Raw genomic sequence first — 14,393 nt, 5'->3', positions numbered from 1 at the left:
TGCGCTACCGTATCCCGCGGTCGGCACAGGACGTGGATGGCAGAAGCGCCGGGTGTTGTCGCCGAAGGACGTCACCGGGGAACTGCACTCGCGTGGGGGAGTCCACGAGGGGGCCACAGGAGTAATGAATGCTGAAGACTGAACTCGAAGACTTTCTCGATGAGACCGGAAACATCTCTTTCACCGAGGAAGCAACGCTTGTCGACTACGTCGAGCAGAACGTACGTGAGCAGGCCGACACGCTGGCTTACCGTTTCATCGACTACAGCCGCGAGCGCGACGGCGAAGCCCAGGACCTGACTTGGGCGCAGTTCGGCAAGCGCCTGCGCGCGGTCGCCGCACGCCTGCAGCAGGTGACCAAGCCCGGTGATCGTGTTGCGATCCTCGCGCCGCAGTCGCTTGAGTACGTGATCGGCTTCTTCTCCGCGCTGTACGCCAGCAACGTCGCGGTGCCGCTGTTCTCGCCCGACGAGCCCGGCCACACCGATCGTCTGCACGCCGTCCTCGACGACTGCAAGCCGACCGCGATCCTCACCTCCACCAAGTCCGCCGAGGCGGTCCGCGACTTCTTCGCGCCGCTGCCGGCCAAGGAGCGCCCGCGCGTCATCGCCGTCGACGCGGTCCCCGATTCGGTGGGTTCGAGCTGGGTCGCCCCGATCGCGGGCAAGGACCACAACAAGGACACCGTCGCGTACCTGCAGTACACGTCCGGTTCGACCCGCGTCCCCGCAGGCGTGGAGATCACCTACCAGGCGGTCGCCGCGAACGTCCTGCAGATCTCCGACACCATCCAGATCGACCGCAACGCGCGCGGCGTCACCTGGCTGCCGATGTTCCACGACATGGGTCTGCTGACCGTGATCCTGCCGGCGCTCGGCGGTCGTTACATCACGATCATGAGCCCGCAGGCGTTCGTCCGCCGCCCCGGCCGCTGGATCAAGGAACTCGCCGCGGCCGCCGACGGCGCGGAGACCTACGCCGCGGCCCCGAACTTCGCCTTCGAACACGCCGCCGCGCGCGGCCTGCCCAAGGAGGGCGAGGAACTCGACCTGTCGAACGTCATCGGCCTGATCAACGGCTCGGAGCCGGTCACGGTCAGCTCGATGAAGAAGTTCAACGAGGCCTTCGCGCCCTACGGCCTGCCGAAGACGGCCATCAAGCCCTGCTACGGCATGGCCGAGGCCACCCTCTTCGTCTCCGCGACCCAGCGTGAGAACGAGGCGAAGGTCATCTACGTCGACCGCGACGATCTCAACGCCGGCAAGCTGACCGTCGTCGAGGAGGGCACGCCCAACTCGGTCGCCCAGGTGTCCTGCGGCCAGGTCGCGGTGAGCCAGTGGGCGGTCATCGTCGACCCGGAGACCGCCTCCGAGCGTCCCGACGGTCACGTCGGCGAGATCTGGCTGCACGGCCTCAACATCGGCGCCGGCTACTGGAACAAGCCCGCCGAGACCGAGGAGACCTTCCACAACAAGCTCGTCGCCCCGCTCCCCGAGGGCAGCCACTCCGAGGGCGCCCCGGCCGACGGCCTGTGGATGCGTACCGGCGACTACGGCGTCTGGCTCGACGGTGAGCTCTACATCACCGGTCGCGTCAAGGACCTGGTGATCGTCGACGGACGCAACCACTACCCGCAGGACCTCGAGTACAGCGCCCAGGAGGCCAGCACCGCGCTGCGTCCGGGCTTCGTCGCCGCCTTCTCGGTGCCGGCGAACCAGCTGCCCGCCGTGGTCTTCGAGTTCGCCGGCAGCGGTCTCACCCCTGACCCCGACGATGCCTCCGAGCAGCTGGTCATCGTGGCCGAGCGCGGACCGGGCCGAAAGGCCGACCCGCAGGAGGTCGCCGACACCGTGCGTGCCGCCATCGCGCAGCGTCACGGCGTCATGGCTCGCGACGTCCTGCTGGTTCCCGCCGGTTCGATCCCGCGTACCTCGTCGGGCAAGATCGCCCGCCGGGCCACCCGTGCCGCCTACATCGACGGCAGCCTGCGCGGCGGCTACAAGCAGACGGCGTTCCCGGACGCTGCGGAATAGCGCGTCCGCACCCGTTCACGGCCGCGGTGTCGGTGATCGTCAGCAACAGTCACCCGGCACCCGGTTTCGGGTGTCGACGAGAGCAGTAGTCTGGAAGCGATGTCTGAACTGAATACCGACGAGTCCCGCGGCACCGATCTGCCCGAAGACTCGTCCCTCGAGACCCCCGGTTCGGTAGACGGAGCAACCGCCGACGCGACCGACGCCACGTCGAACGGTGAGGCCACCCCCGGCGAGACCGCCGGTGACCTCACCGTCGACGAACTGCGGGACTGGCTGCGGGAATGGGTGTCGCAGGCGACGGCCGTGCCGGTCGCCCAGATCGACGTCGACCGCCCGATGGAAGAACTCGGACTCTCCTCGCGCGATGCGGTGGCCCTCGCCGCCGACGTCGAGGACAAGACCGGGGTCATCCTGACCGCGACCGTGGTCTACAACCACCCGACGATCTCGTCTCTGGCGCAGCGCATCATCGACGGCGACCCCGACGAGGGCCTCGACGACACCGCAGACACCTTCTGGCAGCGTGAGCGCAGCGCGGACGACGACATCGCAATCGTCGGCCTGTCGACCCGTTTCCCCAAGTCCGGCACCACCCCGGAGTCGACCTGGGAGGCGCTCGTCGGCGGCGTCGACGGCATCTCCGACCTGCCCGAGGGCCGGTGGACCGAGTTCACCTCCGATCCGCGTTTCGCCGAGATCCTCGAGTCGTCGAACATCAAGGGCGGCTACCTCGACGACGTGCGCTCGTTCGACGCCGACTTCTTCCAGATGAGCCCGCGCGAGGTCGAGATGGTCGATCCGCAGCAGCGGCTCGCGCTGGAACTCACCTGGGAGGCGCTCGAGCACGCCCACATCCCGCCGAGCGACCTCAAGGGTGCGCCGGTCGGTGTGTTCATCGGTACGTCGACCAACGACTACCAGCTGCTCGCGACCCTCGGACTCGGTGAGGGCGCCGAGGACACCGCGGCCTACGCGTTGACCGGTACCTCGACGGCCATCGTCGCCAACCGCGTCTCCTACTTCTACGACTTCCGCGGGCCGTCGATCGCCATCGACACCGCGTGCTCGTCGTCGCTGGTCGCGATCCATCAGGCGGTACGCAGCCTGCGCACCGGTGAATCCGACGTCGCCCTCGCCGGTGGCGTCAATATGCTGATCACCCCCGCCGCGACCCTCGGCTTCGACCGGATCGGCGCGCAGGCCAAGGACGGCCATATCAAGGCCTTCTCCGCCGACGCCGACGGCATGATCCGCGCCGAGGGCGGCGGTCTCGTCGTGCTCAAGCGCATGGCCGACGCCCGCCGCGACGGCGACGACGTGCTCGCGGTCATCGCCGGGTCGGCGGTCAACTCCGACGGTCGTTCCAACGGTCTGCCCGCCCCGAACCCCGAGGCCCAGGTCGAGGTGCTGCGTTCGGCGTACACCGACGCGGCGATCGACCCGCGCACCGTCGACTACGTCGAGGCCCATGGCACCGGCACCATCCTCGGCGACCCGATCGAGGCCGACGCCCTCGGGCGCGTCGTCGGGCGCGGACGCACCCCCGACAAGCCGATGCTGCTCGGTTCGGTGAAGACCAACTACGGACACATGGAATCCGCTGCGGGTGCGGGTGCGATCGCCAAGGTCGTCCTCGCGCTGAAGAACGGCGTCATCCCGGCGTCGCGCAACTACAGCGGCCCCAACCCGTACATCCAGTTCGACGCGACCAACCTGAAGGTCATCCCGGAGGCCACCGAGTGGCCCCGCTACTCGGGCCACGCCGTCGCCGGCATCTCCGGCTTCGGCTTCGGCGGCACCAACGCCCACGTGGTGGTCCGCGAGGTCCTGCCGAGCGACCTGAAGCCGGAGACGGTCGCGGTCGACGCCGGGGCGTCGGAGCTCCCCGCCACCGGATCGCTGCCCGGCGAACCGGATCTCGACGACGAGGACGAGTTCCTGACCGAGGCCGAGCGGGCCGTCCTGGCCGCGCAGGCCAAGAATGTCGAGCCGGTGGTCGCCGAGACCGCGGCCGACCCGGCCGAGGGTTTCGCGCCGTGTGCCGTCGAGGGTTCGGTCGTCCCGCTGGTGATCTCCGGCTTCCTGCCGTCGCGTCGCCGCAAGACCGCCGCCGACCTGCTGGAGTGGCTCGAATCCGACGAGGGCCGGGCCACCCCGCTCGCCGACATCGGACGCGCGCTCGCACACCGCAACCACGGCCGTTCGCGTGCCGTGGTGATGGCCCGCACCCATGAGGACGCCATCACCGGCGTCCGCGCGGTCGCCGACGGCAAGGGCAATCCCCTTGTGTACTCGTCGGATTCGCCGGATGCGGCGTCGGCCGTGTGGCTGCTGTCGGGCTTCGGTTCGCAGCACCGCAAGATGGCCAAGCAGCTCTACACCGAGAACCCGATCTTCGCGAAGTACGTCGACCGCGTCGACGCGCTCATCCAGAACGAGCTGGGTTACTCGATCGCCGAGATGTTCCTCGACGACGAGCAGACCTACGGCATCGAGACCAGCCAGGTCGGCATCTACACCATTCAGGTCGCACTTGCCGACACCCTGCGCCACCACGGCGCGGAACCCGGTGTGCTGGTGCCGCATTCGATGGGTGAGGCCTCGGCGTCGTACATCAGCGGCGGCCTGTCGCTGGAGGACGCGACACGCGTCATCTGCCAGCGTTCGCGCCTGATGGGCGAGGGCGAGTCGATGCTGCAGGGCGACGACATCCGCCTGATGGCGTTGGTCGAGTACAGCGCCGAGGACATCAACGACGTCCTCGTCGACTACCCCGACCTCGAGATCTGCGTCTACGCGGCCCCGACGCACACCGTCATCGGTGGGCCGGAGGGGCAGGTCGACGCGATCGTCGCGCGAGCCGAGGCCGAGGGCAAGCTCGGCCGCAAGCTGCAGACCAAGGGCGCGAGCCACACCTCGCAGATGGACCCGATCCTCGGTGAACTCGCCTACGAGCTCACCGGCATCGAGCCGCGACGTCTCACCACCGGGTTCTACAGCTCGGTCGACCGCGAGGTGTTCTATCGCGCGGGCCACGAGCCGGTCCACACCATCGACTACTTCCTCAAGGGTCTGCGCCACAGCGTGTGGTTCAGCCAGGCCATCTCGAAGTCGGTGGAGAACGGCCACCGCACCTTCCTGGAGCTCTCGCCCAACCCGGCGGTCCTGATCTCCGTTGCCGCCGTGACCTTCTCGGCCGGTCTGCACGACGCCGAGCTCATCGAGACGCTGCGCCGCAAGGAAGACGAGAGCTTCGGTCTGGTCAACGCCCTGATGAAGCTGTACGTGCACGGCCACCCGGTCGACGTCGCGTCGCTGTTCGGCGCCGGTGGTTACGCCGCCATCCCGCGGACCCGCTTCGAGCGCAAGGAGTTCTGGCTCAAGGCGCAGCTCTCCTCGGGTGGTTCGGCCGGTTCGGTCCCCGGATCGCATGTCGCGCTGCCCGACGGCCGGCACGCCTGGGAGGTCAACGCCGCCGCCGTCACCGACCCGCGCGCGCTGGTGCACGCCGCCGCCGCTCAGGTGCTGAAGAACGCCTCGGTCGGTGCCGCGGTGTCGCACGGTGAGATCCCGAAGGCGGGCACCGTCACCACCACGCTGAGCCCGCACCCGGGCGGCGCATCGGTGAGCTTGCATGTGAAGGCCGACAAGAACTTCCGCCTGCTCTTCGAGGCTGTCGTGACCGGCGACCTCGACGAGACCGCCGGCACGGTGTCCGCGCCGGCGGCGGCCCCCGAGTCCGGGGCCGCGGCGTTCGCCGACGACAAGGTCGTCGTCGAGGACGAGGTCGTCGACGACATCGGGAACAAGTGGAACCCGGAATCCGGTGAGACCGTGGGTGATCGCCTCGCGATCATCGTCGGCGAGTCGATGGGTTACGACCCCGAGGACCTTCCCCGCGAGATCCCGCTCATCGAGCTGGGCCTGGATTCGCTGATGGCCGTGCGGATCAAGAACCGCGTCGAGTACGAGTTCGACATCCCGCAGCTGCAGCTGCAGGCGATGCGCCAGGCGAACCTGGCCGACGTCCAGAAGTTCGTCGAGTTCGCGGTCACCCACCGCGATCAGCTCGACGACCTCGCCGAGAACGCCGGCAGCGGAGGCGAACTCGACACCGCAGCGCTGAACGCCTATATCGACGAGCAGAACGCCAAGGACGCATCGTCGGGCCTGCCGGCCGTCGAGGAGTCGCCGGAGCCGAAGCAAGAGGTGGCCCAGGACGTCGTCGACGTCGAGGACGCCGTCGCGACCTCCCCGGGCACCGACCCGGAGCCGGTCACGGCTCCCGCGCCCAAGGCGGAGACCAGGCCGGCCACCGACATCACCTCGCAGAAGGCCGTCGCCGAGGCCGCGGGTTCGGATGTCCCGCCGCGTGATGCGGCCGAGCGTCTGACATTCGGCACCTACGCGGTCGTGACCAAGAAGTCCGCGGGTGGCATCTTCAACAAGCTGCCGGTCCTGTCGGAGGAGATGGCCCAGCAGCTCACCGACCGCCTCAACGAGCGCGCCGGTGGCGACATCGACGTCGAGGACATCCTCGACTCGGAGACCATCGAGGAGATGTCGAACTACGTTCGCGAGCACCTCGATGCCGGCGCGTCGACCGACGGATTCCTGCGCTACCTGCGTCTGGTTCCCGAGGACAAGAAGGTCTACGACCCCGCTGCGGGCGACCCGACCCCGATCCTGTTGTTCCACCCGGCCGGCGGCAATACCTCGTCCTACGAGGCGCTGCTCAAGCGTCTGCCCGACGACCGGCCGGTCATCGGTTTCGACCGCGGCGTCGAGGGAACGATCGAAGACCGTGTCCGCGAATACATCCCGCGTCTGCGTGAACTGCAGCCGAACGGGCCGTACGTGCTGGTCGGTTGGTCGTTCGGTGGTGCCCTCGCCTACGGCGTCGCCCAGGTACTCCGCGAAGCAGGTGAAGAGGTCGCCTTCGTCGGCCTGATCGACGTCGTGCGTCCGCGGGAGGACATGACCGAGACCCCCGACACCAAGCGGGCCCGCCTGGAACGGTGGAAAGAGTTCGCGATCCGCAACTACGACCTCGACCCGGACGTGCCGATCCCGATGGAGCGGCTCGTCGAGGCCGACGACGAGGGACAGTTCGCGATCATCATGGAGATGATGTCGATGTCGGGCACCAAGATCCCCGGCGGCATCATCGAACACCAGCGGACCTCGTTCATCGAGAACCGCGTGCTCAGCAACATCGCGCCGGAACCGTACGACGGCAAGGTCGTGCTGTACCGCGCCGACAAGATGCACGCCGGGGCGATAGAGCTCGAACCGCAGTGGGCCGAGATCGACGAGGACGGCCGGTGGGGCGAGGTCGTCGACGACCTCGAGATCATCCACATCGGCGGCGACCACCTGTCGATCGTGGACGAGCCGTACATCGCCAAGATCGGCGCCGATCTGGCCACGCGTCTCGGCGAGCTTGATAAGAAGTAGCTTCAACGAGACATCGTGGTCGCGTAGAAAGTGAAGGACCGTGACTGACACCACCGCAGGCAAGCTCGCCGACCTCCGGCAAAAGCTGGAGGCCGCTCGCGAACCCGGAGGGGAGAAGGCAGTCGCCAAGCGTGCGGCGAAGGGGATCTGTTCCCCTCGCGAACGCCTGGCCATGCTGTTCGACCCGGGGACGTTCGTCGAGATCGGCGCGCTCGCCAAGATGCCGGGCGCCGCGGAGAGCGGTTACGGCGACGGTGTGGTCACCGGTCACGGCCTCGTTCACGGACGCCCCGTCGCCGCGTTCTCGCACGACCAGACCGTATTCGGCGGCACCGTCGGTGAGATGTTCGGCCGCAAGGTTGCGTCACTGATGGAGTGGGCGGGCAAGATCGGCTGCCCGATGGTCGGCATCAACGACTCGGCCGGCGCCCGCATCCAGGATGCCGTTACCTCGCTCGCCTGGTACGCCGAGATGGGTCGCCGCAACGACCTGCTCTCCGGTCTCGCACCGCAGATCTCGGTCATCCTCGGCAAGTGCGCCGGCGGTGCCGTCTACACCCCGGCCAACACCGACATCCTCGTCGCCGTCGAGGACAAGTCGTACATGTTCGTCACCGGCCCGGACGTGCTCAAGCAGGTCAACGGCGAGGAGATCTCCGCCGAAGACCTGGGCAGCGCCCACAACCAGGCGCGCTGGGGCAACATCCACCACATCGCGCCCGACGAGAAGGCCGCCTTCGACTGGGTCCGCGAGTACCTGCAGTACATGCCGTCGAGCGCCTACGAGCAGCCGCCGGTGATCAACCCGGGTCTCGAACCCGAGATCACCGAGTCGGATCTGTCGCTCAACGACTTCATGCCGGACAACGACAACGCCGGGTACGACATGAAGGACATCATCATCCGGTTGTTCGACGACGGTGCCTTCCACGAGGTGGGAGAATTGTTCGCACCCAACATCATCACCGGTTACGCGCGCGTCGACGGCCGGTCGGTGGGCGTCGTCGCCAACCAGCCGAGCGTCATGTCCGGTGTGCTGGACACCGATTCGTCGGAGAAGGCGACGCGGTTCGTCCGCATCTGCAACGCCTACAACATCCCGCTCGTGTTCCTCGTGGACACGCCCGGCATCCTCCCCGGCCTCGCCGAGGAGCAGAAGGGCACCATCCGCCGGTCGGGTCGCTTCCTCTACGCCTACGTGGAGGCCGACGTCCCGAAGGTCACCGTGGTGCTGCGCAAGGCCTACGGCGGTGCCTACGCGGTGATGGGGTCAAAGCACCTCGGTGCCGACATCAACTTCGCCTGGCCGACCGCCAAGATCGCAGTGATGGGCGCCGAATCGGCTGCCGCGGTGCTCACCCGCCGTCAGACCGAGGGACTCTCGGCCGCCGAGGCCGACAAGGTCCGTCGTGACTTCATCGACTTCTACAACACGATGATGGCCACGCCGTACCTGGCGGCCGAACGCGGCTACGTCGACGCGGTCATCGAGCCCGCCGAGACACGTCTGCAGCTCCGGAAGGCGTTGGCGCAGTTGCGCGACAAGCAGGTCCTCAAGACCCCGCGCAAGCACTTCCTGATGCCGATCTAGTGCAAACCCACCCCTTTTCGCCAAACCCAGCACCCCTCGAGGTGCTGGGTTTGGCCATTTCTGGTGGGTCTACGTAATCGGTTGTGAGTCGATGTCGATGTGCAGGGTTGCGCCGGTCGCGGTGGTCATGTGCTCGACGGCCACACCGGGTGCCAGCTCGCGGAGCACCAGGCCGTAATCCTCCACGTCGATGACGCCGAGATCGGTGATGATCCGGTTCACGACCCCCTGGCCGGTGAGGGGCAAGGTGCACGTGTCGAGGATTTTCGGGTTCCCGGCGCGATCCGTGTGCTCCATCAGGACGATCACGCGCGACGCGCCGTGGACGAGATCCATGGCGCCGCCCATGCCTTTGACCATCTTGCCCGGGATCATCCAGTTCGCGAGGTCGCCGGTGGACGACACCTGCATGCCGCCGAGAACTGCGGTATCAATGTGGCCGCCACGGATCATGCCGAAAGAGCGGGCCGAGTCGAAAAACGCGCCCCCGTCCCGCACGGTGACGGTCTCCTTGCCCGCGTTGATCAGGTCGGGGTCGACCGCGTCCGCCGCCGGATAACCGCCGGTGCCCAGGATTCCGTTTTCCGAGTGGAGGGTCACCCGGACATCGGACGGGAGGTAGGAGGGGATGAGCGTTGGAAGGCCGATGCCGAGGTTGACGTACTCGCCGTCGGTCATCTCGGTAGCGGCGCGGGCGGCCATCTGGTCGCGGGTCCATCCGACGACCGGAGCCGATGCGGTGGAGACGCAGCGGCCTTGATCGGACGGGACGCTGACGGTGAGCTTCTCGATTCGCTTTTCCTGCGGTCCGGTGTGGACGATCCGCTGCACGTAGACACCGGGTAGATGCACTGCGTCCGGGTCGATCTCACCGGGTTCGACGAGACGCTCGACCTGGGCGATGGTGACCTTGCCGGCCATCGCAGCCAGCGGGTTGAAGTTCATCGCGGACTTGTGGAACAGGAGGTTGCCGTCCGTGTCGCCGACCGCCGCGTGCACGAGCGCGAAGTCGGCGGTGATCCCTGCCTCGAAGACGTACGGTTTGCCGTCGAAGACCCGGGTCTCTTTGGGTGGTGAGGCCAGGGCGACCGATCCGTCGGCCGCGTAGCGCCAGGGTAGTCCGCCGTCGGCGACAGGGGTGCCGACACCGGCAGGTGTGTAGAAGCCGGGGATACCCGCTCCGCCCGCCCGCAGTCGCTCGGCGAGCGTTCCCTGGGGGGTGAGTTCCACTTCGAGTTCGCCGGAAAGGTACTGGCGTGCGAACTCCTTGTTCTCGCCCACATAGGACGCGGTGACCCGGCGGATACGTCCTTGGCGCAGAAGCACTCCCAAACCGTGGTCGTCAACGCCGCAATTGTTGGAGAAGACCTCGAGACCGGTGACGGCCGACTCCGCCAGTGCGTCGATGAGCGCATCGGGAATGCCGCACAACCCGAAACCGCCCACCGCGATACTCGCTCCCTCCCGGACATCGGCCACTGCTTCGGCGACTGACACGTACACCTTGGACGACAACACTTCTCCTTTATCGTTCGGTCAGCAGACATCGTCCGCTCTCGTATGACTCAACAATGTCGTTGCGCTGGAGTGCAATATGTACGGCCAACCCACTCGTGAGCTGCTCGCACGGTGAGCATCTGCGTCAGCTACGTTCATTCTGTGAACGCAACGAGTGATGAGCGTCCGCACGTCGTCGCGCGCGTCGGAGCGCTCCTGCGGGCGGTGGGCGCGGCCGAGCCCGCTGGGGCCTCGACGACCGAGCTCGGTCTGGCGACAGGTTTGGCACGCCCGACTGTGCACCGACTGCTGATGTCCCTGGCCGCAGAAGGACTCGTCGATCGTGACCGCGGCACGGGCAGGTGGACACTGGGGCCGGAACTCTATCTGCTGGGCGCGGGAGCGGCTGCACGATATGACATCGGCGAGCAGGCACACGACGTGGTCGCTCGTCTCGCGAGAGAAACGGGGGAGAGCGCGTTCCTGTCCGCCCGCCGGGGTGACGAGACGGTCTGCGTGCTGAGTGAGGAGGGGAGCTTCCCGCTGCGGTCTCACGTGCTTCACGAGGGAGTGCGGTTCCCGCTGGGCGTGGCGTCGGCCGGTCTGGCGATTCTCAGTCATCTCCCGGCGCGCGAAATCGACGAGTACCTGTCCCGAGTCGACCTTCTCGGCAACTGGGGCAGAGCACATTCCGATGCCGACATTCGTTCGCGGATCGAGTCGACCCGCGAGACCGGCTACGCGCTCAACCCTGGGTTGCTCGTCGAGGGAAGTTGGGGTTTGGGTGCGGCGGTCTTCGATCGTGCGGGACGGCCGGCCTGGGCGCTGAGTCTCACCGGCGTCGAGACGAGGTTCCGGCCGGAGCGGGTCGGCGAGATGGGTGTACTTCTGCTCGAACGGGCGCATCTGCTCACCGGTCGATTGCGATCGTGAGATCTGCGACGATGAGTGTATGTCTGACAACAGCTTCGACAACGCCTCTCAGTCCTTTCGGGACGGGCTCGACGTCCGCCGGCAGGTGATGGGTGACGAGTTCGTCGATCGGGTGCTCGCCCGCACCGAAGGAACGGAATCGGCTGTCCTGCAACAGTTCGTAACTGAACACGTCTGGGACGCCGTATGGAACCGACCTGGTCTCGAGCGTCGTGATCGGAGCCTGCTGAACATCGGAATGCTCACCGCCCTACGAGCGCACGAGGAACTCGCGGGACATGTTCGGGCCGCATTAAACAACGGTCTGACGCGGGACGAGGTCGTCGAGGCGATCGTGCACACCGCGGGGTACTGCGGCGCGCCCGCGGCGTTGTCGGCTATGAAGGTGGCCCAGCAGGTCTTTGACGCCTGAGGTCACTCGGTAGCGTGATCGGCGAGCGCCCTCTTGCCGAGGGCGAATGCCCGGTTGCTGTTCGGCACGCCCGTATACACCGCGGTGTGGAGAAAAACCTCGACGAGCAGCTCCGGGTCGACGCCGGCGCGCAGGGCGGCCCGGATATGCATGTCGAGTTCGTGCTCGTTGCCGACCGCGGTGAGGATCGCCAACGTGAGGAGCCGTCTGGTGTGATGGTCGAGCCCCGGACGGGACCAGATGTCGCCCCACGCCGTTCGGGTGATGAAATCCTGGAAGGGCGCGGTGAATTCGGTGCTCTCGGCGATGGACCGGTCCACGTGCGCTTCGCCTAGTACCGCACGCCGGACGGTCATTCCGTTCGTGTAGGTGTCTGTGAACTCCGCGCTGAGGTGCCGGCGCAGGCACTCGGTGACCCGACCCGCCTGCTCGAGGTTGGCGAGTTCGCCGCACGCCCCGACCGCGTGGAACCTGCTGCCGGCGATCTCTCGCGCCCACTGGCGGGCGACGCTTCCCGGCCCGGTGTCGTGTGCGGTGGCGCCCAGCACCAGCGTGGGGGCCACGATGCGGGCGCGATCATGTGCGCCGCCGTCCCATTCGGTAAGCGCATCGCAGCAGGACGCGTACGCCGCAGGCGTCATTCGGCACAATGTCTCACGGAGGCGGTCGACGAGTTCGGGGGCGTTCTTCGCCAGACCTTCGGTGACCCAGCCGGTGATCGCTTCGGGAACGATCGCGGCAATCCCGTGTTCGCGGGCAAGTCGGGAACGCTCGGCCCATGTTGCAGACGTTCCTGCGGCGCCGACGGCGATCAGGGTGAGAGTGAGGGTGCGGGCCGGATGATGGGCAGCGACGTGCTGACCGACGATACTTCCCAGGCCGACGCCGGCGAAATGAGCACTGTCGATGTGATGGGTGTCCAGCAGGGTCAGGACGTCACCGGCGAGATCGGCGACGGAGTACGGTCCGGCGGGCGCCGACGACCATCCGTGACCCCGGAGGTTGACCGCGACTACACGGAAATCTGCTGACAGCGCGCTGATCTGAGGTTCCCAGACCGAGAGGTCGGTGCCAAGCGCGCCCAGGAGAACGACGACGGGAGCATCCGGGTCCCCGAACTGTTCGTGGTCGAGTTCGACTGTCATGACATCTCTCCTCGGCGTGCGGCCAGGGCCCGGTCCACCAGGTCGGTGGCGTGCCCCAGATAGTTGGTGGGGTCAGTGAGTTCGGCGATTCGTGCGGTATCGAGGTGGCGGGTGATCTCGGGCGATTCGCTGAGACGGCTTCCTGATCGTGCTGCGCGCGTGACGATATCCCTTGCCTCCGAGGTGACCTGGGCGAGCGCCGCGGTGACCCGTTCGGCCAGGATGTGTCCCCCGGTGAGTTGGAGATTCCGGGCCATCGCGTCCGAGTCCACCTCGAGCCCTTGGAGGCTGGTCGCGAGTCGGGACGCCGCTCCGCCCGTGCAGCCGAGAAGACCGGTGAGGGTTTCCCACTCGGCGTGCCATGGTCCGCCGGCCCGGTTGAATTCGTGGTCGGAGTTCGCGAGAACGGTGGCGACCAGACCGGGTGCGCGACGTGCCGAAGCCCGGGCAGTGACGGCCGCCGTCGGATTCCGCTTGTGGGGCATCGCCGACGAGCCGCCGGGGTTCTGTTCGGCGACCTCGGCCACCTCGGTCGATGACATGGCGACAATGTCGGTGGCCGGTTTGGACACCGCGGCGGCGGCGACCCCGAGCGCCGTGGCGATCTCGAGGACCGGGGTGCGGTCGGTGTGCCACGGCGCCACCGCACGGGACAGCCCGAGATCGTCGGCGAGGGCGTCGGAAACGCGGAGTCCGTGCGGGTGAGATGCTGCCAGAGTTCCTGCGGCGCCGCCGAATTGAACGGGCGCTGCCGACAACGCCGCGCCGAGGCGGGTGGCGGCACGATCGAGGGACGTGAACCATGTGGTGGCGAGTAGACCGAAGGTCGACGGCAGGGCCTGCTGTCCGAGGGTGCGTGCCACCATGGGCGTCTCCCGGTGGATGTGTGCCAGGTCGGCGGCGGCGTCAGCCGCGGAATGCAGATCGTCGACGACGATCGAACCACCGCGACGGAGGATGAGCAGCAGAGCGTTGTCGAGGATGTCCTGGCTGGTCGCGCCCTGATGAACCAGTTCGGGCTCTACGCCGAGGAGTGTCGCCCGCTCGCGCAGGATCTTCACGAGAGGAATGACCGGGTTGCCCCCGTTGACGGCGGCGCGCCCCAGTTCGGCGATGTCGACACCACCGGGAGCGCCGAGTTCGGCCACCGACGTCTCGATTGCGGCACACTGCTCCGCGCTGAGCAGCCCGATCGTCGCCTGGGCCCGGCCAAGGGCGGCCTCGACGTCGAGCATGGCGCGTACCCAGGCCTCGTCGGACAACTCTGCGCCCACACGGTCCGCGCCGAACAGGGGATCGAAGAGCTCGCCTCGGGTCGACAT

Annotated in this window: 8 protein-coding genes; 5 read left to right on the top strand and 3 right to left on the bottom strand. The window is 67.5% G+C overall.

The window, feature by feature from the left end:
* The first annotated feature begins 128 nt into the window (after positions 1–128).
* The 3 genes from fadD32 (at position 129) to LQD00_RS12280 (ending at position 9,084) form a co-directional block, all read left to right on the top strand.
* A complete protein-coding gene (fadD32, locus tag LQD00_RS12290; RefSeq protein ID WP_232717498.1) occupies positions 129–2,033 on the top strand; it encodes a long-chain-fatty-acid--AMP ligase FadD32 in 1,905 nt (634 codons plus the stop codon).
* Positions 2,034–2,132: 99 nt separating this feature from the next.
* Positions 2,133–7,493 (top strand): polyketide synthase Pks13, encoded by a 5,361-nt coding sequence (pks13, locus tag LQD00_RS12285; protein ID WP_232717497.1) that lies wholly within the window; start codon positions 2,133–2,135, stop codon positions 7,491–7,493.
* Between the two features lie 40 nt (positions 7,494–7,533).
* A complete protein-coding gene (locus LQD00_RS12280) occupies positions 7,534–9,084 on the top strand; it encodes an acyl-CoA carboxylase subunit beta (protein ID WP_006867069.1) in 1,551 nt (516 codons plus the stop codon).
* A 69-nt stretch (positions 9,085–9,153) separates the two neighbouring features.
* On the opposite strand, the gene LQD00_RS12275 is transcribed toward LQD00_RS12280, so the two are convergent.
* Positions 9,154–10,599, bottom strand: a complete 1,446-nt coding sequence (locus LQD00_RS12275; RefSeq protein WP_232717496.1) for a 3-oxoacid CoA-transferase subunit B — start codon at positions 10,597–10,599, stop codon at positions 9,154–9,156.
* Positions 10,600–10,743: 144 nt separating this feature from the next.
* On the opposite strand from LQD00_RS12275, the gene LQD00_RS12270 reads away from it, so the two are divergent.
* Positions 10,744–11,514 carry an IclR family transcriptional regulator gene (locus tag LQD00_RS12270; protein ID WP_232717495.1) on the top strand — a complete coding sequence of 257 codons (771 nt, stop codon included), beginning with the start codon at positions 10,744–10,746 and terminating at the stop codon, positions 11,512–11,514.
* Between the two features lie 19 nt (positions 11,515–11,533).
* Positions 11,534–11,926, top strand: a complete 393-nt coding sequence (locus LQD00_RS12265; RefSeq protein ID WP_232717494.1) for a carboxymuconolactone decarboxylase family protein — start codon at positions 11,534–11,536, stop codon at positions 11,924–11,926.
* Between the two features lie 2 nt (positions 11,927–11,928).
* On the opposite strand, the gene pcaDC is transcribed toward LQD00_RS12265, so the two are convergent.
* Positions 11,929–13,071, bottom strand: coding sequence for a bifunctional 3-oxoadipate enol-lactonase/4-carboxymuconolactone decarboxylase PcaDC (gene pcaDC / locus LQD00_RS12260; protein ID WP_232717493.1), 1,143 nt, complete (start codon positions 13,069–13,071; stop codon positions 11,929–11,931).
* Positions 13,068–14,393 carry a lyase family protein gene (locus LQD00_RS12255; RefSeq protein WP_232717492.1) on the bottom strand — a complete coding sequence of 442 codons (1,326 nt, stop codon included), beginning with the start codon at positions 14,391–14,393 and terminating at the stop codon, positions 13,068–13,070. Before LQD00_RS12255 ends, pcaDC begins: the two co-directional genes overlap by 4 nt.

Source organism: Gordonia metallireducens (assembly GCF_021245825.1).
In the GTDB taxonomy this organism is placed as follows: Bacteria; Actinomycetota; Actinomycetes; order Mycobacteriales; family Mycobacteriaceae; genus Gordonia; species Gordonia namibiensis.
Note: the sequence above shows the minus strand (reverse complement) of the source record. Positions and strands in the feature narration are given on the sequence as shown.